Here is a 22696-nt window from a genome sequence, read left to right as displayed (position 1 = left end):
AAGCCGCGCCGTGAGGCTCCGGCCGGGCCGAGTGATGCGCCTCGGGCGGTCTCGGCCTCGCGGCGCCTGCCCTCTCCGCCGCGCGCGATGGGCGCGGGCGCCGGCACCGGGCGGGCTCGGGCAACCGCGCAAGGATGAGAGGGCTGCCCGCCCGTCACGGGCGGGCGCCGTGCGGAAGGAAGCCGGAACCTAGTAGTAGAAGCCGGCACGCAGGAAGATCTGGTGGCGGCTGAAATCCGCGAAGTCCACGTTGGAATCGCGCCGCGTGAAGCGGTAGTCGAGCCCGAGGGCGATGTTCTGCGTGAGGCGGTAGCGCAGGCCGGCCGAGGCATCGATGTAGTCGTCGGTGCGCGCCACGCCCTCGAAGTCGCTGCGCCCCCAGGAGGCGCGAAGGATGCCGGTGAGGTTCGGCACGATCTGCTGCTCGAAGCGGGCGCCGATCACGGAATAGACATAGGCGGGCGCGCCGGGCTGTGTCGTCTCCTCGATCGAGCGATCCACATAGACGACCAGCATCGTCTCGCGCTGCGGGCGCCAGCGCAGCGTCAGGTTGAAGGCGGGCGTCGTGACCGTGCTGAAGCGCGGATCGTCGTAGTTCTGCTGCATGACGCCGGCGAAGACCTCGCCGGTCAGGCTCGCATCGAGCCGGTAGCGGGCGCCGATGCCGGCACGCCAGCCGGAGGAGGAACGCTGGTAGCCGAAATCGTCGAACGTGTCGTCGTAGCTGCGGAAATCGCCGAGCACCTCGACGAAGGGCTGCACGAAGCGGTTCGCGTCGTAGCGGGCGAGGGCGCCGACAGTCACGCGGTTGCGGTCACGGTCGGAGTTGTTGATGCTGCCGAAGGGCGTGCGGCTGTCCTCGAACTCCAGGCGCTCGAGCGCGGCGCCCGCGCGCAGGACGACATCGCCGATGCGCTGGCTGACGCCGCCATAGGCCCGGTAGTCGTAGTAGGCGAGCGGCTCCTCGCCGAAGATCGAGGAATCGGGCGAGCCGCGATCCTCATGGTCGCGCGCCGCGAGCGCGCCGAGGAAGATCTGCGTCGTGTCCGTCACGTCGAGCCGCGCTTCCCCGTCCACGCGCCAGTCGAGCGTGTTCTCGCTCGTGTAGGAGGCGTAGTTGGTCCAGTCGAGGCCGGCATTGAGCGCGACCCAATGGCGATCCCAGTTCGATTGCAGCGACAGGCGGGGGGAGACCACGGTCGCGAGGTCGGCGCGCGGGGAACGCCGCGTCGCATAGACGTTGCTGTCGTGGAAGGCCGCCGTGTCCACCGACGGGTAGAGCGTGAAGTCGCCGAGCCGCACCCCCTGGAGCGCGCCGGGGGCGCCGGGGGCGGCACCCGGCGCAGGCCCGCTCGGCGGGGGCGTGGCGGTCTGCGCATCGGCGCGGACGAAGCCCTCGACCTCCCGCGTCACCGCCGCCTCGACCGCCGGGCGCACGGCTTCCGGCGCCGCGGCCGTGATGGTGCGGGTGATCGAACGATAGACCGGCAGGTTGTTGCCGACGAAACCGGAAACCTGCTGCGAGGCGGCGCGCGCGAGGCCGGCCGCCGCGTCGGGCGTCGCGACCAGGGAGGGGTTGCGCCGGATCGCCTCGTTCAGCGCGCGGAGCAGGCCACCCGGGCCATCGGCGGCGCCGCGCCGCAGCGCGGCGCTGACCGCCGCCGGTGGCTCGACCTGGGCGGCAGCCGGCAAGGGCGCCCCCGCAAGCAGGGCGGCGCAGGCGGTGATCACGGCGAGGCGGCTCGACTTCACGGCGTATCGTCCCTTTGGGTGCTCGGATCGCGAAGCGGACACTGTTCGGAATTCACCATGCGTGTTCATTTATGAAGCGCTGCCGCGGTATCGGGACAGGGCTTGGCGCGACTGATCTCAAGAAGGGAGGGCGCATGTTGCCCGGGGACCACAGCGTAGGGATTCAGTTGTCCCAGATTCACGGCATTGGCCGGCCGCCGCGGCATTGCAGCGACTGCCCCATCCGCAGGCTGGCCCTTTTTCACCCTTTCGCCGACGACGCTCTCGAGCGGCTGAACCGGCTCCGGGAGGGCTCGCGTGTGGTGCCCGCCGGCGCGCCGATCACCAGCCCGGGGATGGCGGATGGCTATCTTTACACGCTGTTCCGCGGATGGGCGTTCAGCTACCGCCTGCATGCCGATGGCCGCCGGCAGATCCTGGACTTCCATCTCGCCGGCGATCTGCTGGGCACGCTGACCCTCGGGGCGCCGAGCACGGATGTGGGCCACGAGGCGCTGACGCCGGTCCTGCTCTGCGCGTTCCGTCGCGACATGATGGAGGCTGCCGCGCGCGAGCACCCGAACCTCGGCCACGCCCTGTCCTGGATGGCGGCGCGCGAGGAGGCGACGCTCGCCGAGCATCTGGTCTCGATCGGCCGCCGCAGCGCGGAGGAACGGGTGGCCCATCTGCTGATGGAGTTGTGGACGCGCGCGCGATGGCGCGGCGGCGACGAAAGCGATGCCTGCGATTTTCCGCCGACGCAGCGTCATCTTGCCGATGCGCTGGGCCTGACGCCCGAACGGGTGAACCGCGCCATGGCGGCGCTGCGCGCCGGCGGCCTCATCGAGACCGGCGGACGCCGGCTGCGGGTGATGAACCCCCGGCGCCTCGCCGAGATAGGGGAGTGGACCGACACCTATCTCGCGCCTCGCCCGTTGCTGTAACCACTCCAGCACACAGGCCGATACGGCCGGGAATGTCATTGATCCTGATCATATCCAGCCATGCGTTCCTCGCGTGGCGAGGGGATGATTTCGTATCGGCGGATTGCTCTGGATCAATGGTTCGAGGGTTTCTTATGTTTAGAAAACCCAAATATGAAAGGCATCTCCGCGGCATGGCCCAACGCACGGACAGCGACCACGCTGTCGCTCGGCGGTGCGGCCGTCCTCATGGTGGTGCTGGCCTCCTGTGCGCCCGCGGCGCCGTCCTTGACGGCTGCTGCCTGGTGCGACGGTTTCGAGCAGGAGCGCCTCGGCCTCACGGCCCGGCTTGAAGGGAAGAACCTGACCCGGCTGCGCGCCGCGGAAAGCGTGGTCGCGCCCGCCGTCGGCCGCACACGCGCCGTCAGCGGCATCTCCCTGCTCGGCGGGTACCAGGAAGCATTGCAGGCACAGCGCCCGGACCTGACGGGCGCGGCGATGTACCTGGCCGCGGCCAGCGGCAGGCCAGTGACCGAACAACTGGTGCGCGAGGTGAATGCGCTGCTCTGCGTCGCGACGACGCCGGCGCAGGTGCGGACCATCGCAACCGAGGCGCAGGCCGCATGGCAGGGCATGCAGGCCCGGGCCCGCTCATGAGACACGGAGGTAAGACGCGCATGACGGGAATGGACGAGACGCCGCGGAGGCGCCGCGCGATCGCGGCGACCCTCGGGGCACTGGGTCTGGCCGCCTTGATCCCTGGTGGCGTCGTGCTCGCCAGTGAGGGTGGCGGTGGTGGCGGCGGCCATTCCGGCGGCGGTGGTGGCGGCGGCCATTCCGGCGGCGGCGGTGGCGGCGGTGGCCATGCCGGCGGTGGCGGTGGCGGTGGCGGTGGCGGTGGCCACGGCGGCGGCGGTCGAGGCCAGGGTGGCCGGCACGCCGAGCGCGGCGGGCGGCGCTACGGCGGCGGGCGCGGGCGCGGCGAGGATCGCGAGACCGATCACGGTTCCGGCCACGAGGGGGGGCACGACAGTGGTGGCGACGGTGGCCACGAGACGGGCGGTCACGGAACCGTCGTCGCGGCGCCGACCGTGACCACCACCCCGACGAGCCCATCCGGTGGGCTGCTGCCCGGCGTCGTCGGCGGTGACGGCGGCGGCGAACAGTTCGTCAAGACGGGCCGCGGCTCCTGGGCCGTGGACAACAGCGTGCTCCGGCGGTGAGCGGTCGCGACGCCGCCGGAGTGCTTCAGCATTCCTCCATTGGGAAGGAACAGGACATGAGCAAGAGCATCAGGAACCAACTCGCGACCGGTGTCGCGGCGGCCGCGCTCGCGGTGGGAATCTTCGCGGCTGCGCCGCTGGTGACCGACCTCGCGGCCTCGCAGGCCTGGGCGCAGGGCCAGGGTCAGGGCGGACGCGGCGGCCCGGCGGAATCGCGCGGTCAGGGCGCGGCCGGCGGCGGTTCGGCCGTTGGCGGCGCGCCTGCCGGCCGGGGCCACGGCCAGCCGACGACGACCGGTGCGCCGGAGGGGCGTGGCGGCGATCGTGGGCAGCGCGGCCCGTCCGCGGACAGTGACGGCACGCCGCACCGCGGCCAGCCGCTGCCGGGTGAGCGCGGCGGCCGACCGGTGTGGGCCGGCGACGGGGCGATCCCGGTGGTCGAGCTCGGCCGCCTGAACGTCGCGCGCGCGCCCGCGCGCGTGCTCGAGGCGCGCTATGCCGAACTGCTCGCCAACTGGGCGACGATCGGCGTCACCAGCATGACCCTCGGTGGCGTGACCTACACCGTCGCCGAGCTCTACAGCCTGCCGGCGGCCCAGTTCGCCGCCTTGCTCGCAGCGTACTACGACCAGATCACGCGCATCGACTCGCCGCTCGAGAATCTCGGCCTGCTGCGGACGCTCTACCTGAACCCGAGCAACATGCTGCCCGGCGTGACGCCCGCCTCGACCAACGACCTCGCGGCGATCGCGATCGCCAGCGCCTCGGACAAGACCATCCCGGTCACGAACGAGACGGTGATCGCGCTGAGCACCATCCTCGGCCTGAACATCCTGGCGTCGGATGTCCCGACGATCGCGGCGGCGGCGGAACTCGTCCGCCAGGCGATCGTGGCGGGCCACGGCTGAGGTGAGGAGCTCCGGCGGCAATGACGCCGGGCTGATGGCCAGAATGCCGGGCGCATGGGGTTTGCCGTGCGCCCGGACCTTTTCCGCAACCGCTCCTGCTCATCCGGCCCGCAGGTCCGGCCATGGCTCGCCGGCGGTCCGCAAGGCCAAGGCGCCGGATGTCGCATTGGGCGGGTCATGCTGAGGAATACGGTTGTGCCACCTGCAAGCGGGAGAGACGATCCGCGCCTCTCGCAGCTCGAGGCCGAGGTCGCCATGCTGCGCGCGCAATGCGCCGCGCAGGATCACGCGCTCGCCGCCATGCGCGCGAGCACCGCCGAGATCGAAGCCCTTCGCGCCCGGACCGCGGATGCCGAGCTGCGCCTCAACGCCATCCTGCAGAGCACGACCTGGAGGGCGACCGAACGGGTGCGGCAGGTTCTTGAGGCCAATCCCGCCCTGCGGCGTCTGGCGCGACGGACGGTGAAGCTCGCCTGGTGGACGGTCACGCTGCAACTGCCGAGGCGCTATGCCGAGTGGCGCCAGGCGGCCGGCAGGCTGGCGCAGCCCGCGGCGCCGCCGCCGATCCCGCCCGCGCCCCGGAACATGGTGGCCCCGGCGGAAGCCCGCGCGACCGCGTCCCGATGGTATGACGAGGCGGCACCGAAGGTTTCCATCATCGTCCTGAATCACAACGGCGCGGCACTGACGCGCGCCTGCCTGGAAAGCATCTGGGCCCACACGACCGGCGTGCGCTACGAGATCATCGTCGCGGACAACGGATCCTCCGCCGCCGATCGCGCGGCGCTGGCCGCCATCGAGGGGCCGCGCCGGCTCGTGCAGATCGGCGTGAACCGCCAGTTCGGCGAAGGCAACAGCATCGCCGCCGAACGCGCGACGGGCGAGTTCCTGGTGTTCCTCAACAACGACACCGAAGTGACGGAGGGCTGGCTCGCCGCCATGCTCGACACCTATGCGCGGCACGAGCCCTGCGGCGCGGTCGGCGCGCGGCTGCTCTTCGCGGATGGGCGGCTGCAGGAAGCGGGCGCGATCGTGCTGCCGGACGGCGTCGTGCGCCAGACGGGACGCGGCGAGCGCCCCGGCCAGCCATGCCACGGCACGGAGCGGGCGGTGCACTATGTCTCGGCCTGCTGCATGCTGATTCGGCGGCAGGATTTCCTCGATCTCGGCGGCTTCGACCATGTGTTCGAGCCGGCCTATTACGAGGACACCGACCTCTGCTTCCGTCTGCGCGCGGCGGGGCGCTCGATCGTCTACTGCCCGGCGGCGACGGTGGTGCATCACGGCGGCGTGTCGCAGGGCCAGGTTCCGGGCATCCAGGCGATCATCGAGGGCAACCGGCAGAAATTCGTCGCCCGGTGGCGTGCGGGCGGCCCCCCGGCTCCAGGGCCACGCAAGGCGCCGCGTCCGGCGGTGGACGGGAACCGGCCGCGCGTGCTGCTGCACAGCCCCTATCCCCTGATCGTCGGCGGCGGGGAGCGGTATCTCCTCACGATCGCCGAACGCCTATCGCGCCGCTTCCGGGTCTGCTTCGTGCCCGGCGCGGCTTACAGCCGGCTGCGCTTCGATGCGGTCGCCGAGGCTCTCGGCCTCGACCTCTCTGCCGTCGAACTGCTGGAAGGGATCACGACGGCCGCAGGGTATGGCGCTGATGTGTTCATCGCCATGGGCAACGTGATTGCTCCTCCGTGGGAGAATGTCGCGGCCCGCGGCGTCTTCATCTGCCAGTTCCCCTTTCCGGCCGATCAGGCGACCACTGCATCCGCCCGCCATCTCCTGCGGCGATATGACCGCATCGTCGCGTATTCGGACTTCGCGCGCCGGCATGTGCGCGCTGCCGCGCGGGCCGCGGGTGCCATTCCGCCCCCGATCGAGGTCATCTCGCCGCCGGTTCCCGCCGTTGTTCGCGGGCCGGCGCCGCGCCCTCCCGGCGCGCCGCTGCGCATCCTCAATGTCGGGCGCTTCTTCACCGGCGGGCATTGCAAGCGCCAGGACGAACTCATCCGCGCCTTCAGGCTGGTGCATGGCCGCGTGGGCCGGGCCGTCGAGCTTCATCTCGTCGGCGCGACGCATGGGGAAGCGGAGCACCAGGCCTATCTCGCCCGCTGCCGCGAACTCGCATCGGGGCTACCGGTGTTCTTCCACCTCGATGTGCCGAATGACGAGATGGAGCGCCTGCTTCCGACGGCGGATCTCTACTGGCACGGGACGGGGATCGGCGTTGACCGCATCGCCGAACCCTGGGCGCTGGAGCATTTCGGCATTGCGATCGCCGAGGCCATGGCCCGTGGCGCGCTCGCCTTCGCCCTGGATGCGGGCGGCCCGGCCGAGATCATCGAGGATGGCGTCACCGGCTGCCTGTTCCGCGATGTCGAGGAGCTGGCCGCGCGGAGCCTTGCGGCGATCAGCGACTGGGACTCCGAAGCGGTGCAGGGGATACGCAGGAGGGGTGCCGCCTCCGTCGAGCGCTTCGCCCCGGACGTGTTCGGGGCGGCATGGATCGGGCTTGTTGATGCGCTGCTCACGCTCGATGCGCGCGACACGGCCCTCCGCGAACCAGAGATGGCGACTGCCGGGTGAGCACCATGCGGAACGCTGCCATTGATCCCGACACGGTGCTGCGGTTCCGCTGCAACATCTGCGGACAGCAGAACGAGGAAGTGGCGGGCCGGTTCCACCGCGAACTCGCCCCCTGCGCCACCTGCGGCGCGAATGTGCGCTTCCGCGGCATCGTGCACGCGCTGACGGAAGGCCTCTACGGGGCGTCGCGCGTGCTGCGCGAGCTCCCGCCGGATGAGCCGACCACGGGACTCGGCTTCAGTGACGATCGTTGCTATGCCAGCCTGCTCGAGAGCCGGTTCGCCTATCTGAACACCGAGCTCGACGCCGCGCCTGTCCTCGACATCACGAAGGATGACGATGTCGCCCGGTACATGCAGGCGGACTTCGTGATCTGCAGCGACGTTCTCGAGCATGTGGCGCCGCCGGTGGATCGAGCCTTCCGCAACCTCGCCGCGCTGCTCCGGCCCGGCGGCCTGCTGGTCTTTTCCGTTCCGAGCTTCGACATGCCGGAGACGGTGGAACATTACCCGCGTTTCCATGACGCAAGCATCGTGGAGCTTGGCGGCGAGAAGGTGCTGTTGAACCGGACGGCCGAGGGGGAACTGGAGACCTTCAGGAACCTCGTCTTTCACGGCGGGGCGGGCTCGACGCTCGAGATGCGGCTCTTCGCCGAGAGCGACGTGGTCACTCGCCTGAAGAACGCCGGCTTCCACCGGATCCGCGCGCTCGACACGCCGGTGCTCCCCATCGGATACTACTGGCTCCAGGCGCCCGGCGAAGCACGGGGCGGTTTCGAGCCGAGGGGTTACGTCCTCAGCGCACGTCGCATGGACTGAGGCGCGTTCGCCGCGGCCCTCAAGCGCCGGGACGTTGGAGCGATGGGGGCGAAGGCGTTGGTTGCGCCCTGCTCGCCTGGGATTCGCGGGCATCCGGCGCCGGACAACGGCAGCGATCACACCTCGCAACGGCTGGCGATCACCGTAAAGATCGTCTGCACGAGGAGCCACCGGCCGATGCCCGGTTGCCGGCAAGACGCTGAGGCAGAGAGGTCACGCCGCAGGCCGCGTGAACCGTGCCGGACCGCCCCAGGCGAATCCGGCGCGGTTCAGGTTCGGGGGGGGGAGAAGCTTCCCTCTCCCCCCGCCCCGCTCAGCCGCGCATCAGCGCCGCGGTCTGCGCCACCATCCGCTCAAGCCCCGCGGGCGGCGCGATGTCGCCGCGCATGACCGCCGTCAGCACCTCCTGCTGCATGCGGTGGATGCGCGGCCCGTTGGCGCCGTAGTCCTCCCACGGCAGCGACTTGTCCGCCTGCATCGCGGCCGAGCGCGCATTCGGATTCTCCCGGTACCAGGCGCCGAGGAACTCCTCGGCGGTCGCGCGGCGATTGGTGGGCAGGTAGCCGGTCATCTCGACCGCGATCTTCTGCGCCTCGGGACCGGCGGAGAACTTCACGTAGCGCCAGGCGGCGGCACGCTTGGCCGGATCGCGCGTGGTGATCACCGCGGCATTGCCGCCGGTGGGCACGCCGCCGCGCGCTTGGTCGGTGATGGGGAAGGGCGCGGTGCGCAGCGGGAAGCGCCCGCCGACGAGGCCGGTGATGACCGAGAGCCGCGCCGGGCTGTCGAAGATGATGCCGGTGCCGCCGGTGGCGAATTGCTGGCGGTTCTGGTCGGCGCCGATCAGACCCATGCCGGCATCCGTGACGAAGCGGCGCGCGAGCGCGATGGCCGCCTGGCCGGCGGCATCGCCGAAGGCGGGCGCGTTGCCGGCCGCGTTGAGCATCCGCCCGCCGCCCTGCTGCACCAGCGCCTGCCACAGCCAGTCGCTGTCGAAGGAGTTGATGTAGTAGGACACGCCCATCGCCTGCGGGACCGCAGCCTTGATGCGGCCGCCGAGCGCGACCACCGCCTCCCAGGAGGTGGGGAAGGCATCGGGGTTGCCGCCGCCGCGCGCCACCAGTTCCGGGTTGTAGTAGGCGATGGGCGAGGAGGCATTGAAGGGCATGCCGTACTGCTTCCCGTCCACCTGGCCGAGCGCGAGCATCCGGTCGGCGAAGTTCTCCGCCTTCCAGGCCGCGCCCTCCTCGGCGATCAGCGGCCCGAGATCGAGGATCTGGTTGCGCTGGGCCAGCGTACGGGCGAGCTCGGGCAGGCGGTTGAAGCCGGGGAAGGTCACATCCGGGAGCTGGTTCGTCAGAGCGCCGCGCAGCAGCGCCTGGTGCTGCTCGTCGTAGTTGGGTGCGGGCTGGCGGAAGGCGATGCGCACATCGGGGTTGGCGCGCTGGAAGGCCTCCGCGATCGGGTTGAAGAACCGCGCGAAGGACGGGTTTGCGAAGAGCACGTCGAGCGTGACGGCGGCCTGCGCGCGCGGCAGCGCTGGGGCTGCGAGCACGCCGGTGCCGGCGAGAAGGGTGGTACGGCGGGTGAGCATGGGGGGTCTCCTTTCGCTTCGGGTTCAGCGCAGGCCTGTCATCGTGATCCCGCGCAGGAAGGCGCGCCGCGCAACGAGGAAGGCGAGGACGAGCGGCGCGGTGACGAGGGCGGCGCCGGCCATCAGCGCGCCGTAGTTGCCGCCCGATTCCGTGTCCCGGAACGCCAGGATGCCGAGCGGCGGCGTCGCGAGTTCCGAGGAGGTGACGACGATCAGCGGCCAGTAGAGGTCGTTCCAGTGCGCCACCACCGAGAACACCGAGAAGGCGGCGATGGCGGGCAGCGCCGCCGGCGTGGCGAGGCGCCAGACGATCTCGAACTCGCCCATGCCGTCGAGGCGCGCGGCATCCAGCACCTCGTCCGGATAGGCGCGGAAGAACTGGCGGAACAGGAACATGCCGAAGACGGTGAGGAAGAAGGGCGCCATCAGCGCGAAATAGGTGTCGAGCAGCCCGGCATGGGCGAGGCCGAGATAGAGCGGCAGCGCCGGCACCTGGATCGGCACGCAGAGGCCGAACAGTACCAGGCCGAAGAGCATGCCCCGCCCGCGGAAGCGCAGCTTGGCGAGCGCGAATGAGGCCGGGATGGCCGCGAGGAGCTGCACCGCGAGGATGCCGAGGCAGACGATCGCCCCGTTCAGCATCGCCCTCGGCAGGTTGCCCTCGTTCCAGGCGCGCGCGTAGTTCTCGGGAGCGGCGAAGCGGCCCGGGATGGGGTTGAAGACGGCGCCGAACACCTCCTCGGCCGGGCGGATGGAGGTCAGCAGCATCCAGACGAAGGGCGCGAGCATCACCACCGCGCCGAGCAACAGCACGGCGTGGGCGAGCAGGCGGGGAACCAGGCCGCGCCTCATGCGTAGTGCACCTTCCGGTCGATCACCCGTGCCTGCAGGATCGAGAGCAGCACGAGGAAGGCGAGCAGCACCACCGTCATCGCCGCCGCGTAGCCCGTGCGGAAGTACTGGAACCCCTCGAGATACAGCACGTAGAGCAGCGTCTCGGTCGAGCCGAGCGGCCCGCCGCGCGTCAGCACCACCACCGTGTCGAACACCTTGAAGGCGGTGATGGTGCTGGTGATGGTGACGAACATCGTCGTCGGCCCGAGCATCGGCCAGGTGACGCGCAGGAAGCGGTCCGGCCCCGAGCGCGCCCCGTCGAGCGCCGCCGCCTCGTAGAGATCGCGCGGGATGGCCGAGAGGCCTGCGAGGAACAGCACCATGTTGAAGCCGATCACCTGCCACAGGCCGATCAGCGCGAGCGTGCCGAGGGCCAGCGAGGGATCGTTCAGCAGGTCCACGTCACCGAAGCCCAAGGCCCGGAGCAGGGCGCTGACCGGCCCGAGCGAGGGGTGCAGCATGAACTGCCAGACGGTGGCCATCGCCACCAGCGTCGCGGTCACGGGCAGGAAGTAGGCGACCTCGTAGAAGGCGCGGCTGCGCCTGCGCGCATGGACCAGCAGCGCGACGCCGAGCCCGCCGAAGACCGCCCCGGGCAGCACGAAGGCGACATAGAGGAAGGTGTTGCGCAGCGAGCGCTGGAACACCTCGTCCGCGAACAGCGCGGCGTAGTTGTCGAGGCCGACGAGCCGCACCGCCATCGCCCCGAGCCGGTAGTCGGTCACCGACAGCGCGAGCAGGGCGGCGAGCGGGGCGAGCAGCAGCGCGAGGATCAGCGCGAAGGCGGGCAGGGCGAAGGCCGCTCCGGCGCGGGCTTCGGCGCGCTGTCGGGGGGCGGTCATGCCGGCGCCTCCACCGCCGCCTCCACGGCGACGCGCCGGCCATCGGGGCCGAAGAGATGCACGCCGGCCCGACTGGCCGAGAGATGCAGCACCTGGCCGATCAGCGCGTCGGCCGCGGCGTGCTCGGCGGCGGTCATGCGGATGGCGAGCGGCGCCCCCTCCTCGGTTTCGGCGTGCAGCAGCCATTCGGCGCCGAGATTCTCCGCCCGCCGCAGCCGAGCCGCAAGCAGGCCGGGCGCGGCGCGCCCGAGATGCAGCGCCTCCGGCCGGATGCCGATCGTGTAGCGCCCCGGCCCGGGCGCGCGCAGCGCAAGCCCCGCCATGCGGATGACGCCCCCGGCCGAGGCCTCCACCTCGAGCAGGTTGATCGGCGGGCTGCCGATGAAGCGCGCCACCGTCACATCCGCCGGCGTGTCGTAGAGCTCGGAGGGCGTGCCGAGCTGCAGGATGCGGCCCTTGTCCATGAGCGCCACGCGGTCGGACATCGTCATCGCCTCGATCTGGTCGTGCGTGACGTAGACGAAGGTCGCGCCGAGCCTGGCATGCAGCTCGGCGAGTTCGGTGCGCATGTGCACGCGCAGCTTGGCGTCGAGGTTGGAGAGCGGCTCGTCCATCAGGAAGGCGGCGGGGCGCCGCACCATCGCGCGGCCGAGCGCGACGCGCTGGCGCTGCCCGCCCGAGAGCTGCGCGGGCCGGCGATCGAGCAGGCCCTCGAGCTGGAGCTGCCCGGCCATGGCGCGGACCTCGGTCATGATCTCGCGCATCACCCGCGGGCGGCGCGGCGAGAGCCAGCGCAGCAGGGGCAGCCTTTCGAACAGGCTCAGCCGGCGCAGTTCGAGCGGGCTCGCGATGTTCGCCGCGACGCTCATGTGCGGGTAGAGCGCGTAGGACTGGAACACCATGGCGACATCGCGCTCGGAGGGCGGCAGTGCATCCACGCTGCGCCCGCCGATGGTCACGCTGCCGGCGCTCTGCGCCTCCAGCCCCGCGATGATCCGCAGCAGGGTGGACTTGCCGCAGCCCGACGGGCCGACGAGGGTGAGGAACTCTCCGGGGCGGATGTCGAGATCCACGCCGTCGAGCACGCGCGTCGGGCCGAAATGCTTGACGATGCCGCGCAGCGTCAGGCCTGCGGCCCGCGCCTCGCTCGTCGGGGTCTGCTGCTGCTTCACGGGGGCATCCTAATCGTTTTCCGACAGCCTGGCGGCAAATGATCGTTTGGTGACACGGCCCTGCGGCGGGCCCGCATGGCCGCGGGATCGGTTAAAGTCGTGCCTGCGGCAACCATCGCCCGCGCAGGTGCTGTAGGATATCTTACATGCCGACGAGTTCCGCAGGCGAGACCGGCCTCGCCCCACGACAGGACGCCCTGCTGCGGCTGGTGGGCGAGCGCGGCTTCGGCACGGTCGAGGGCCTCGCCCGCCATTTCGGCGTCTCCACCCAGACCATCCGGCGCGACATCATCGCCCTGACCGAACGCGGCCTGCTGCAACGCTTCCATGGCGGCGCGGGACCGGCGGGCGCGGTGCGGCTGGGCCATGCGGAGAAAGCCGTGCGCCAGCGCGACGCCAAGGCGCGCATCGCCGCGTTGGCGCTGCAGGAGATCCCGCGCGGCGCGGCGATCTTCCTTGATGTCGGCACGACGGCCGAGGCGATCGCGGCCGCACTCGCAACGCGCGGGGATGTCCGCGTCTTCACCAACAACATGCTCGCCGCACTGCGCCTCGCGCGGCCCGGGGCGCCGCCGTTGCGCGTCCTCGGCGGGATGGTGCGCGGCTCGGACGGTTCGCTGGTCGGCGGGGAGGCGGTGCGCGCGCTGGCGGGGCTCAGCCTCGATGTCGCGGTGATCGCCTGCTCGGGCTTCGACGCGTCCGGCGCGCCGTCGGATTTCGACGGCGAGAAGATCGCGCTCAAGCGCGCCGCGATCGCCGCCGCGCGCCGCGCCGTGCTGGTCGCGGACAGCAGCAAGTTCGGCCGGCAGGCGCTCGAACGCATCGCGCCGGCCGGGGCCTTCGCGGTGCTCGTCACCGATGCGCCGCCGGGCGGCGGCCTGCTCGCGGCGCTGCGTTCGGCGGGCGTGGCGCTGCGCTGCGGCGAGGATATGCCCCTCGCCGCCCCGATGAAGGGCTGAGCGCCGCTACGCCGTGCGGTCGCCCCCGCCGCCCGCGAGCGCCGCCTGCGCTGCGGCGAGCCGCGCCACCGGCACGCGGTAGGGCGAGCAGGAGACGTAGTCGAGCCCGACGCTCTCGCAGAAATGGATCGAGGACGGGTCGCCGCCGTGCTCGCCGCAGATGCCGAGCTTGATGTCCGCCTTCACCCGCCGCCCCTTCTCCGAGGCGATCTTCACGAGCGCGCCGACGCCGTCCGGGTCGATCGATACGAAGGGATCCTTCGGGAAGATGCCCTTCTCGACGTAGAGCGGCAGGAACTTGCCGGCATCGTCGCGCGACAGGCCGAAGGTCGTCTGCGTCAGGTCGTTGGTGCCGAAGGAGAAGAAGTCGGCGCTTTCGGCGATGGCATCGGCGGTCAGCGCGGCGCGCGGCAGTTCGATCATCGTGCCGACGCTGTATTCGACATGGTAGCCGGTCTCGGCGAAGACCTCCTGCGCCACGCGGTCCACGAGCGCGCGCGTGATCTCGAGCTCGCGCCGGGTTGCGACCAGCGGGATCATGATCTCGGGGTGCGGCGCCTTGTGCGTCTCCTTGCCGATGGCGCAGGCGGCCTCGAAGATGGCGCGGGCCTGCATCTCATAGATCTCGGGGAAGGAGATGCCGAGGCGGCAGCCGCGATGGCCGAGCATCGGGTTGGCTTCCGACAGTTCCTGCGCGCGGCGGCGCATCTCCTCCACATTGGCGCCGAGCGACTGCGCGACCTCGGCGATCTCGTACTCGCTGTGCGGGAGGAACTCGTGCAGCGGCGGGTCGAGCAGGCGGATCGTGACCGGCAGCCCCGCCATGATGCGGAACAGGTCCACGAAATCCTGCCGCTGGAAGGGCAGCAGGCGCGCGAGCGCGATGCGGCGCCCGGCCTCGGTCTCGGCCATGATCATCTGCCGCACGGCGCCGATGCGCTCGGGGTCGAAGAACATATGCTCGGTGCGGCAGAGGCCGATGCCCTCGGCGCCGAACTTGCGCGCCGTCTCGGCATCGAGCGGCGTCTCGGCATTGGCGCGTACCTTCAGCCGCCGCACCTCGTCCGCCCAGCCCATCAGCGTGGCGAAATCGCCCGAGAGCTGCGGCTCGATCATGGCGACGGAGCCGACAAACACCTCGCCGGTGCCGCCGTCGATCGTCAGCACCTCGCCGCCGCGCACCTGCACGCCACCTGAGGAGAGGACCTGGCTGTTGTAGTCCACGCTGATCCCGCCGCAGCCGGCGACACAGGGCCGGCCCATGCCGCGCGCGACAACCGCCGCGTGGCTCGTCATGCCGCCGCGCGTGGTCAGGATGCCCTTGGCGGCGTGCATGCCGTGGATGTCCTCGGGGGAGGTCTCGATGCGCACCAGGATGACGGATTCGCCCTTCTGCGCCCGCGCCTCGGCCTCGTCCGCGCTGAACACGACGATGCCGGATGCCGCGCCCGGCGAGGCCGGCAGCCCCTTGGCCAGCAGCCTGCGCGGCGCCTTGGGGTCGAGCGTGGGGTGCAGAAGCTGGTCGAGTGCGGCGGGGTTCACGCGCCTGACGGCCTCGGCGTGGTCGATCAGCCCCTCGCGCGCCATGTCCACGGCGATCTTGAGGCTCGCGGCCGCGGTGCGCTTCCCGTTGCGCGTCTGCAGCATATAGAGCTTGTTGCTCTGCACCGTGAACTCGATGTCCTGCATGTCGCGGTAGTGGCGCTCGAGCGTCTCGCGCACCTTCACGAGCTCCGCGTAGGCCTGCGGCATGGCCTCTTCCATGCTGCGCTCGCCGGGCTTGGCGCGCGCCTTGGACATGGGCTGCGGGGTGCGGATGCCGGCCACCACGTCCTCGCCCTGCGCGTTGATGAGATACTCGCCGTAGAAGATGTTCTCGCCGGTCGAAGGATCGCGGGTGAAGCAGACGCCGGTGGCGCAGTCCTCGCCCATGTTGCCGAAGACCATGGCCTGCACGTTCACCGCCGTGCCCCATTCGGCGGGGATGTCGTGCAGGCGGCGGTACGTCACCGCGCGCTGGTTCATCCAGGAGCCGAACACCGCCCCGATCGCGCCCCAGAGCTGGTCCCACGGATCCTGCGGGAAGGGCCGGCCGGTGACTTCGCGCACCATCTCCTTGTAGCCGTCCACCACGCGGTGCCATTCGGGCGCGGTGAGCTCGGTGTCCTCGACCTTGCCGGTGTCGAGCTTCACATGCTCGATGATCTCCTCGAAGCGGTGATGGTCCACGCCGAGCACCACCGAGCCGTACATCTGGATGAAGCGGCGGTAGGAATCCCAGGCGAAGCGCGCATCGCCCGATGCCGCGACGAGGCCCTCGACGGTCGCGTCGTTCAGGCCGAGGTTCAGCACCGTGTCCATCATCCCCGGCATGGAGACGCGCGCGCCGGAGCGGACGGAGACGAGCAGCGGCCTGTGCGTGTCACCGAAGGCGGTGCCGACGGCGGCCTCGATATGCTTCAGCCCGGCCTTCACCTGCGCCTCGAGGTCGGCGGGGTACTGTCGTTCGTGCTGGTAGTACCAGGTGCAGACTTCGGTCGTGATGGTGAAGCCCGGCGGCACGGGCAGGCCGATCGAGGCCATCTCGGCGAGGTTGGCGCCCTTGCCGCCGAGCAGGTTGCGCATCTCCGCGCGTCCCTCGTTGCGGCCGGCGCCGAAGCAATAGACCCACTGCGTCATCGGGGGCTCCCCCTCAGGCTTCGATCTTCGAAAAATCCGCCACCGCGTCCATCGTGGCGCGCAGGCGGGCGAGCAGTCTCAGGCGGTTGCGCCGCAGCTCCGGCGTGGGGTCGTTCACGATCACCCGGTCGAAGAAGGCGTCCACCGGCGCGCGCAGCGTGGCCATGGCCTCCATGGCGCGTTCGAAATCCTCGGCGTCGAGGTCGAGGGCGATGCGCTTCGCCGCGGCTTCCAGCGCTTCGGCGAGCGCCTCCTCCTCATGCGCCTTGAGCAGATGGCGCTCGTAGCCGGCATCGTAGGCATGGCCGTCGCGCTTCTCCTCGATGCGGAGGATGTTGGCGGCGCGGCGATGGGCTGCGAGGAGATTGGCGCCTGCCTCGGATTCGACGAAGGCGCGAACGGCATCGGCGCGGCGGAGCAGGCGGTTCAGGTCGTCGTCGGGGGTGGCGCCGAGCACGGCGGTGACGACATCGTGCCGCGTGCCCTCGGCGCGGAGCTGGACGCGCAGGCGGTCGGTGAGGAAGTCGATGATCTCGATCGCCACCGCCTCGACCCGCTGGCCGCCCTGGCCGAAGGGATGCTTCACATGCGCGTAGGGCGCCCCGCTGGCGGCGCCGATATCCGCCGCCAGGGGCACCATGGCCGCATCCAGGACCGGCACGAGCGCAAGGCGCAGCCTGTTCTCCCGCACGATCCGGATCACCCCCAGCGCCGCCCGCCGCAGCGCGAAGGGGTCGCCCGAGCCCGTCGGCTTCTCCCCCACCGCGAAGAACCCCGCGAGCTGGTCGAGCTTGTCCGCCAGCGCGACGCAGATCGCCACCGGCTCGGCCGGGACCGCATCCCCCGGCCCGAGCGGCCGGTAATGCGCGCCGATCGCCTCCGCCACGTCGCCGGGCTCGCCCTGATGCAGCGCGTAGTAGCGCCCCATCACGCCCTGCAGTTCGGGGAACTCGCCCACCATGCCGGAGGCGAGATCCGCCTTCGCCAGCCGCGCCGCCCGCGCGGCCAGGGCCGGATCGGCGCCGATACGCTCGGCGATGAAACGCGCGAGGCGCTCGAGCCGAGCGACGCGCTGCCCCTGCGTGCCGAGCTTCGCGTGGAACACCACGGCGTCGAGCTTCGGCAGGAAATCCTCGAGCCGCTGCCTGCGGTCGAGATCCCAGAAGAACCGCGCATCCGCGAGCCGCGCGCGCAGCACGCGCTCATTGCCCGCGACGATCGCGGCACCGCCGTCAGGCGCCTCGATGTTCGCCACCAGCGCGAAGCGTGGCGCGGCGGAACCGTCCGCGCGCCGCAGCGCGAAATAGCGCTGGTTCACGCGCATCGTCGTGCGCATCACCTCGGGCGGCAGGTCCATGAAGGCGTCGTCGATGCGCCCGATGAGCGGCACCGGCCATTCCACGAGGCCCGCGACCTCGGCCACCAGCCCCTCGTCCGGCACCACGGAAAGCCCCTCGGCGGCGGCCAGCGCCGCGATGCCGTCGCGGATCAGCGCCGCGCGCTCGGCCGCATCCAGCACCACCTTCCGCGCGCGCAGCCCGGCCGCGTAATCCTCGAAGCCGCGCACCGCGAAGGCGCCCGGGGCCATGATGCGATGGCCTTCGGTCTCGTCGCCGGCGGCGAGGCCATGGCCGTCATCCTCGCCCGCGCGCAGGTCGAAGGGCACCGTCACGCCGTCGAGCAGGCACAGCACGCGCTTGAGCGGCCGCACCCAGACCAGCGCGGAGGTGCCGCCCCAGCGCATGGATTTCGGCCAGGGAAAGCCGCGGATGATGGCCGGCACGGCAGCCGCGACCAGGGCGCGCGCCTCGATCGTCTCGCCGGGCCTCGCCAGGATCCAGAACTGGCCTTCCTGCTTCAGCGCCTCGCGCGTCGCGCCATGCTTGCGCAGGAAGCCCTCGAGCGCGGCATCGGGCGCGCCGATGCGCGGGCCGCGCTCCTCCTTGCCCTCGGTCGTCGCGCTGGCGCGCAGCGTGGCGGCGAGCCCGATCCGGCGGGGCCCATGGAAGATGCGCGGCGGCGCCTCGATCAGCGCGGCGCAGCGTTCGGTGAAGAGGCGCGCGAGATCCTCCGCCGCGCGCGCCTGCATCCGGGCGGGGATCTCCTCCGAGAACAGTTCCAGCAGCAGTTCAGGCACCGGCCGTCTCCCCCGCGAGCCAGGCCTCGCAGCAGCCCTTGGCCAGCGCCCGCACGCGGGCGATGTAGGCCGCACGCTCGGTCACGCTGATCGCGCCGCGCGCATCGAGCAGGTTGAAGCGGTGGCTCGCCTTGATGCACTGGTCATAGGCCGGCAGCGCGAGGCCACGTTCGAGCAGCGCCGCGCACTCCTTCTCGGCGTCCTCGAAATGGCGGAACAGCATAGCGACGTCGGCGTGCTCGAAATTGTGAGCGGAATATTCGCGCTCGGCGCGCAGGAAGACATCGCCGTATCGCACGCCGTCGTCGTTGAAGGCGAGGTCGTAGACGTTCTCCACGCCCTGGATGTACATCGCCAGCCGTTCGAGGCCGTAGGTCAGTTCCGCGCTCGGCTTCTCGCAGGCGATGCCGCCGACCTGCTGGAAATAGGTGAACTGCGTCACCTCCATCCCGTCGCACCACACCTCCCAGCCCAGGCCCCAGGCGCCCAGCGTCGGGCTTTCCCAGTCGTCCTCGACGAAGCGGATGTCGTGCAGCGCGGGGTCTATGCCGAGCGCGCGGTAGGATTCGATCAGCAGCCCCTGCGGGTCGGCGGGGGAGGGCTTCAGGATCACCTGGTACTGGTAGTAGTGCTGCAGACGGTTCGGGTTCTCGCCGTATCGCCCGTCGGAGGGGCGGCGGGAGGGCTGGACATAGGCCGCCTTCCAGGGCTTGGGGCCCAGCGCGCGCAGCGTGGTCGCCGGGTGGAAGGTGCCCGCGCCGACCTCCATGTCGTAGGGCTGCAGGATCACGCAGCCCTGTCCGGACCAGAAGCGGTGCAGGCGGAGAATGATGTCCTGGAAGCTCGGGGGCCTCTGCGGCATGGGGAATCCGGGCTGGCGCGGCACGTTGTTGCGGCGCACCTATAGGCTCCAGACCCAGAACCGGCAAGGAATCCGCCCATGGACGCCAGCGCCCTGATCCACGCCTATCTCGACGCCTTCAACCGCGGGGACCGCCCCGCCATGCTGGCGCTGCTGACCGAGGACGTGGCCCATGACATCAACCAGGGCGGGCGGGAGGTCGGCCGCGAGGCCTTCGCCGCCTTCATGGCCCGGATGGACCGCGCCTATCGCGAAAGGCTCACGGACATCGTCGTCATGACCTCCCCGGACGGGACGCGGGCGGCCGCCGAGTTCGTCGTCCACGGCGAATACGTCGCGACCGAGGAGGGCCTGCCCGAGGCGCGCGGCCAGACCTACGTCCTGCCCGCCGGCGCCTTCTACGGCATCCGCGACGGCCGCATCGCGCGGGTGACGATGCACTACAACCTGAAGGACTGGATCGCGCAGGTCAGCGCCGCGTCGTGACCAGCGCGACGGCGGACAGTACGACCAGACCGCCGAGCAGCACGCGCGGCTCCGGCACCTCGCCGAGCCAGGCCGCGGCGATGATGGTCGCGAAGACGGGCTGGAGGTAGCCAACCATCGCGGCGTCCGCGGCCCGCGCGCGGCTGACGAGGTGCAGGAACATCGTCAGCGGCACGGCGGTGGCGAAGATCGCGAGCACCACCGCCACCAGCCACACTTCGGGCGGCTGGACGAGCGCGCCCGGCCCGTCCACCGCGAACGCCAGGCTGCCAGAGATGACGGCCGAGGCCGCCTGCTGGCCGAGCGCGAGCGCTGCCGCCGGCCCGCGCGGCTTCATGCGCACCCAGACCGTGCTCAGCGCATAGGAGAAAGTGGCGCCGAGCACGAGCAGGGCGCCGGTGCCGCTGCCGCCCTCGAACCCGCCGGGCCCGATCACCAGCGCGATGCCGGCGAAGCCCAGCGCCACGCCGCCCAGCATCCGCAGCGTCGGCTTCTCCGCCGGCAGCACGAGGCCGGCGAGCAGCGTCACCATCAGCGGCCCCGCCGCCTGCACGAGCGAGGCTGGCGCCGCCTCCATCCGTGTCAGCGCCATCGGGATCAGCGTGTTCGGAACGACGCCCGAAAGCGTGCCCAGCACCAGCGCCGCGAGCAGGACGCCGCGCCCGATGCCGCCGAGCTCGCGGCGGAACCACAGGAAGGCGAAGACCGCGACGGCGGCCAGCGCCCCGCGCACGCCGGCCAGCGCGAAGGGCGGCAGATGCGCCGCGAGCCAGCGGATCAGCGGGAAGGCCGCGCCCCACAGCGCCCCGATGGTCGCGAGCCGCAGCCACAGCGCCGCCCCGCTGAGCGGCGGCATGTGCTCAGCCCCAGCCGAGGAAGCGGCAGAACTCGCGCGCCGGCACGCGCTCCGTCACCAGGGCGTTCTCCGGCGCCGCCGGGTCGGCATGGCCGAGCGCCATGCCGCAGACCACCACCTCCTCTTCCGGGATCGGCAGGTGCTCGCGGATGGTGCGGTGATGCGGCGCGAAGGCGGCCTGCGGGCAGGTGTCGAGGCCCATCCCCCGCGCCGCCGTCATGACGTTGCCGAGGAAGATGCCGTAGTCGAGCCAGGAGCCGATCTCGAGCCGGCGATGGATGGTGAAGATGATGCCGACCGGCGCGCCGAAGAAGGTGTAGTTGCGCGCGTGCTGGCGCTTCATCTTCTCGGTCTCGCCCTTGGCGATGCCGAGCAGACCGTAGAGATCCCAGCCCACCTTGCGGCGGCGGGAGAGGTAGGGCTCGAAGAAAGCCTCGGGATAGTAGCGGTATTCGCCCTCGACGGGCGTTCCGGCCATGGCCTCGGCGACGAGCGCGTCCGAGAGGCGGCGCAGCGGCTCGCCCGTCAGCACGTAGCCGCGCCAGGGCTGCATGTTGGTGCCCGAGGGCGCGCGCGCGGCGATGTCGAGGATTCGCTCCACCGTCTCGCGCGGCACGGGCGTGCCGAGGAAGGCGCGGACGGAACGGCGCGAGGTGATCGCCGCCGCGACAGGATCGGCCGTGCCGTGCATCAGCCGCGCCCCGTATCCGCGAAGGCGACCGGCCGGCCGATCGGCGTGCCGAGCACCTCGTCCTCGCGCATCACGACGTTGCCGCGGATGATCGTCATCATCGGCCAGCCGGTGCAGCGGTGCCCGGCGAAAGGTGTCCAGCCGCAGGGCGAGACGATCCAGGAATCCTCGATGGTGCGCGTGCGCTTCATGTCCACCACGGTCACGTCGCCGTCGTAGCCGACCGCGAGCCGCCCCTTGTTCAGCGCGCCATAGACCCGCGCGGGGCCGGTGCCCATCAGGTCTGCGAGGCGCGGCAGGGAAAGCCGACCGGCGCTCACATGGTCGAGCATGAGCGGCACGATGGTCTGCACGCCGGTCAGACCGGCGGCGGTGTTCGGCCAGGGCCGTTCCTTGGCCTCGCGCGAATGGGGCGCATGGTCGGACCCGACGCAATCCACCCGCCCGTCGCGCACCGCCGCCCAGGCCGCCTCGAGGTGCCGCACGTCGCGGATCGGCGGGTTCATCACGGCGTAGCCGCCGAGGCGCTCATAGGCCTCGTCGGTCTGCGTCAGGTGGTTCAGCAGCACCTCGCAGGTCGCGATGTCGCGGTAGTCGGAGAGGTAGTCCAGTTCCTCCGCCGTCGAGACGTGCAGGATATGCGCCGGGCGGCCGGTGCGGCGGGCGAGCGCCATCAGCCGCCGCGTGCCGAGCAGCGCCGTCTCCACGTCGCGCCATTCCATGTGATTGCGGTGCGGCATGCCGGTGGTGAACATCGGCTTGCGCGCCTGCAGGCGGTATTCGTCCTCGGAATGGTAGCAGATGCGCCGGCGGCCGGAGCGCATCACCGCTTCCAGGCTCTCGTCGTCCTCGACCAGGAGGTCGCCGGTGGAGGAGCCGGCGAAGACCTTGATGGCGCAGACATTGGGCTGCCGTTCGAGATCGGCCAGCGCGGCGATGTTCGACTTGGTCGCGCCGACATAGAGGCCGACATCGCACCAGGCCGCGCCGGCGAGCCCCGCGCGCTTGGCGTCGAGCCGCGCCGCATCGGTGATGGGCGGCGCCGTGTTGGGCATGTCGAACACCGCGGTCAGGCCGCCGAGCACGGCCGCGCGCGTGCCGGTCGGGATGGTCTCCACCGCCGGGTCGCCGGGGTCGCGCAGATGCACATGCGGGTCGATCAGCCCGGGCATCAGGTGCAGGCCGCGGCAGTCCACCACTTCGGCCGCCTCGGCGGTGCGCAGGTCGCCGATGGCGGCGATGCGCCCGCCGCGGATGGCGAGGTCGGCCTCCTCCACGCCCCAGGGCATGACGACATGCCCGCCCTTCAGGATGAGATCGAACCGGTTCATGGCGGCGCCT

At 71.2% G+C, this 22696-nt stretch carries 19 protein-coding genes; 8 read left to right on the top strand and 11 right to left on the bottom strand.

The genetic code is table 11. The annotated features are described in order from the left end of the window. Positions 1 to 189: 189 nt before the first annotated feature. Complete coding sequence (locus FHS88_RS07190) at positions 190 to 1752, bottom strand: outer membrane beta-barrel protein (protein WP_184483003.1); 1563 nt, start codon at positions 1750 to 1752, stop codon at positions 190 to 192. A gap of 134 nt (positions 1753 to 1886) precedes the next feature. Here FHS88_RS07190 and FHS88_RS07185 point away from each other — a divergent pair, with 134 nt between their 5' ends. The 6 genes from FHS88_RS07185 to FHS88_RS20530 all read left to right on the top strand — a co-directional run bounded on the left by FHS88_RS07185 (position 1887) and on the right by FHS88_RS20530 (position 8183). After that, complete coding sequence (locus FHS88_RS07185; RefSeq protein ID WP_184483000.1) at positions 1887 to 2675, top strand: Crp/Fnr family transcriptional regulator; 789 nt, start codon at positions 1887 to 1889, stop codon at positions 2673 to 2675. A 60-nt stretch (positions 2676 to 2735) separates the two neighbouring features. Then, positions 2736 to 3311 carry a hypothetical protein gene (locus FHS88_RS07180; RefSeq protein ID WP_184482995.1) on the top strand — a complete coding sequence of 192 codons (576 nt, stop codon included), beginning with the start codon at positions 2736 to 2738 and terminating at the stop codon, positions 3309 to 3311. Between the two features lie 29 nt (positions 3312 to 3340). Continuing rightward, positions 3341 to 3877 (top strand): hypothetical protein, encoded by a 537-nt coding sequence (locus FHS88_RS07175; RefSeq protein ID WP_184482992.1) that lies wholly within the window; start codon positions 3341 to 3343, stop codon positions 3875 to 3877. A 56-nt stretch (positions 3878 to 3933) separates the two neighbouring features. Beyond that, positions 3934 to 4785, top strand: coding sequence for a hypothetical protein (locus FHS88_RS07170; protein ID WP_184482989.1), 852 nt, complete (start codon positions 3934 to 3936; stop codon positions 4783 to 4785). Positions 4786 to 4980: 195 nt separating this feature from the next. Further along, entirely contained in the window at positions 4981 to 7365 is a 2385-nt protein-coding gene (locus FHS88_RS07165; RefSeq protein WP_184482986.1) for a glycosyltransferase, read from the top strand. Positions 7366 to 7370: 5 nt separating this feature from the next. After that, positions 7371 to 8183 carry a class I SAM-dependent methyltransferase gene (locus FHS88_RS20530; protein WP_211842389.1) on the top strand — a complete coding sequence of 271 codons (813 nt, stop codon included), beginning with the start codon at positions 7371 to 7373 and terminating at the stop codon, positions 8181 to 8183. Positions 8184 to 8496: 313 nt separating this feature from the next. On the opposite strand, the gene FHS88_RS07155 is transcribed toward FHS88_RS20530, so the two are convergent. The 4 genes from FHS88_RS07155 to FHS88_RS07140 are packed head-to-tail and all read right to left on the bottom strand — an operon-like array spanning position 8497 to position 12685. Further along, the gene (locus tag FHS88_RS07155) at positions 8497 to 9777 is read right to left on the bottom strand and encodes an extracellular solute-binding protein (RefSeq protein WP_184482984.1); all 1281 of its coding nucleotides are present in this window, start codon (positions 9775 to 9777) and stop codon (positions 8497 to 8499) included. Positions 9778 to 9801: 24 nt separating this feature from the next. Further along, entirely contained in the window at positions 9802 to 10629 is an 828-nt protein-coding gene (locus tag FHS88_RS07150) for a carbohydrate ABC transporter permease (protein WP_184482981.1), read from the bottom strand. Further along, entirely contained in the window at positions 10626 to 11513 is an 888-nt protein-coding gene (locus FHS88_RS07145; protein WP_184482978.1) for a carbohydrate ABC transporter permease, read from the bottom strand. The genes FHS88_RS07150 and FHS88_RS07145 overlap by 4 nt, the downstream gene beginning before the upstream one ends. Beyond that, entirely contained in the window at positions 11510 to 12685 is a 1176-nt protein-coding gene (locus FHS88_RS07140) for an ATP-binding cassette domain-containing protein (protein ID WP_211842388.1), read from the bottom strand. The genes FHS88_RS07145 and FHS88_RS07140 overlap by 4 nt, the downstream gene beginning before the upstream one ends. A gap of 146 nt (positions 12686 to 12831) precedes the next feature. On the opposite strand from FHS88_RS07140, the gene FHS88_RS07135 reads away from it, so the two are divergent. After that, on the top strand, positions 12832 to 13644 hold the full coding sequence (locus tag FHS88_RS07135) for a DeoR/GlpR family DNA-binding transcription regulator (RefSeq protein ID WP_184482976.1): 813 nt from the start codon (positions 12832 to 12834) through the stop codon (positions 13642 to 13644). 6 nt (positions 13645 to 13650) lie between these two features. On the opposite strand, the gene ppdK is transcribed toward FHS88_RS07135, so the two are convergent. The 3 genes from ppdK to FHS88_RS07120 are packed head-to-tail and all read right to left on the bottom strand — an operon-like array spanning position 13651 to position 19322. After that, complete coding sequence (gene ppdK, locus FHS88_RS07130) at positions 13651 to 16323, bottom strand: pyruvate, phosphate dikinase (protein WP_184482973.1); 2673 nt, start codon at positions 16321 to 16323, stop codon at positions 13651 to 13653. A 13-nt stretch (positions 16324 to 16336) separates the two neighbouring features. Further along, positions 16337 to 18460, bottom strand: coding sequence for a glycine--tRNA ligase subunit beta (gene glyS, locus FHS88_RS07125; protein WP_184482970.1), 2124 nt, complete (start codon positions 18458 to 18460; stop codon positions 16337 to 16339). Continuing rightward, positions 18453 to 19322 (bottom strand): glycine--tRNA ligase subunit alpha, encoded by an 870-nt coding sequence (locus FHS88_RS07120; RefSeq protein WP_184482967.1) that lies wholly within the window; start codon positions 19320 to 19322, stop codon positions 18453 to 18455. The genes glyS and FHS88_RS07120 overlap by 8 nt, the downstream gene beginning before the upstream one ends. Positions 19323 to 19400: 78 nt before the next feature. Between FHS88_RS07120 and FHS88_RS07115 the strand changes: the two genes are divergently transcribed. Beyond that, positions 19401 to 19808, top strand: coding sequence for a ketosteroid isomerase-related protein (locus FHS88_RS07115; protein ID WP_184482964.1), 408 nt, complete (start codon positions 19401 to 19403; stop codon positions 19806 to 19808). Here FHS88_RS07115 and FHS88_RS07110 read toward each other — a convergent pair. From FHS88_RS07110 to FHS88_RS07100, 3 genes are read right to left on the bottom strand one after another with little or no spacing between them, the layout of a single operon-like run. Next, a complete protein-coding gene (locus FHS88_RS07110) occupies positions 19792 to 20664 on the bottom strand; it encodes a DMT family transporter (protein WP_184482961.1) in 873 nt (290 codons plus the stop codon). The two genes, FHS88_RS07115 and FHS88_RS07110, sit on opposite strands and share 17 nt — an antisense overlap. A 4-nt stretch (positions 20665 to 20668) precedes the next feature. Continuing rightward, a complete protein-coding gene (locus tag FHS88_RS07105) occupies positions 20669 to 21355 on the bottom strand; it encodes a nitroreductase (protein ID WP_184482958.1) in 687 nt (228 codons plus the stop codon). Then, positions 21355 to 22686, bottom strand: coding sequence for a dihydroorotase (locus tag FHS88_RS07100; protein ID WP_184482954.1), 1332 nt, complete (start codon positions 22684 to 22686; stop codon positions 21355 to 21357). The genes FHS88_RS07105 and FHS88_RS07100 overlap by 1 nt, the downstream gene beginning before the upstream one ends. Positions 22687 to 22696 lie beyond the last annotated feature (10 nt).

It is taken from the genome of Neoroseomonas alkaliterrae, assembly GCF_014199195.1.
Lineage (GTDB): Bacteria > Pseudomonadota > Alphaproteobacteria > Acetobacterales > Acetobacteraceae > Neoroseomonas > Neoroseomonas alkaliterrae.
Note: the sequence above shows the minus strand (reverse complement) of the source record. Positions and strands in the feature narration are given on the sequence as shown.

Coding starts and splice junctions, on each gene's coding strand:
- FHS88_RS07185 (WP_184483000.1), top strand. CDS start 1,887: ATGTTGCCCGGGGACCACAGCGTAGGGATTCAGTTGTCCCAGATTCAC.
- FHS88_RS07150 (WP_184482981.1), bottom strand. CDS start 10,629: ATGAGGCGCGGCCTGGTTCCCCGCCTGCTCGCCCACGCCGTGCTGTTG.
- FHS88_RS07135 (WP_184482976.1), top strand. CDS start 12,832: ATGCCGACGAGTTCCGCAGGCGAGACCGGCCTCGCCCCACGACAGGAC.
- FHS88_RS07110 (WP_184482961.1), bottom strand. CDS start 20,664: ATGCCGCCGCTCAGCGGGGCGGCGCTGTGGCTGCGGCTCGCGACCATC.
- FHS88_RS07180 (WP_184482995.1), top strand. CDS start 2,736: ATGCGTTCCTCGCGTGGCGAGGGGATGATTTCGTATCGGCGGATTGCT.
- FHS88_RS07105 (WP_184482958.1), bottom strand. CDS start 21,355: ATGCACGGCACGGCCGATCCTGTCGCGGCGGCGATCACCTCGCGCCGT.
- FHS88_RS07145 (WP_184482978.1), bottom strand. CDS start 11,513: ATGACCGCCCCCCGACAGCGCGCCGAAGCCCGCGCCGGAGCGGCCTTC.
- ppdK (WP_184482973.1), bottom strand. CDS start 16,323: ATGACGCAGTGGGTCTATTGCTTCGGCGCCGGCCGCAACGAGGGACGC.
- FHS88_RS07175 (WP_184482992.1), top strand. CDS start 3,341: ATGGACGAGACGCCGCGGAGGCGCCGCGCGATCGCGGCGACCCTCGGG.
- FHS88_RS07115 (WP_184482964.1), top strand. CDS start 19,401: ATGGACGCCAGCGCCCTGATCCACGCCTATCTCGACGCCTTCAACCGC.
- FHS88_RS07155 (WP_184482984.1), bottom strand. CDS start 9,777: ATGCTCACCCGCCGTACCACCCTTCTCGCCGGCACCGGCGTGCTCGCA.
- FHS88_RS07100 (WP_184482954.1), bottom strand. CDS start 22,686: ATGAACCGGTTCGATCTCATCCTGAAGGGCGGGCATGTCGTCATGCCC.
- FHS88_RS20530 (WP_211842389.1), top strand. CDS start 7,371: ATGCGGAACGCTGCCATTGATCCCGACACGGTGCTGCGGTTCCGCTGC.
- FHS88_RS07170 (WP_184482989.1), top strand. CDS start 3,934: ATGAGCAAGAGCATCAGGAACCAACTCGCGACCGGTGTCGCGGCGGCC.
- FHS88_RS07120 (WP_184482967.1), bottom strand. CDS start 19,322: ATGCCGCAGAGGCCCCCGAGCTTCCAGGACATCATTCTCCGCCTGCAC.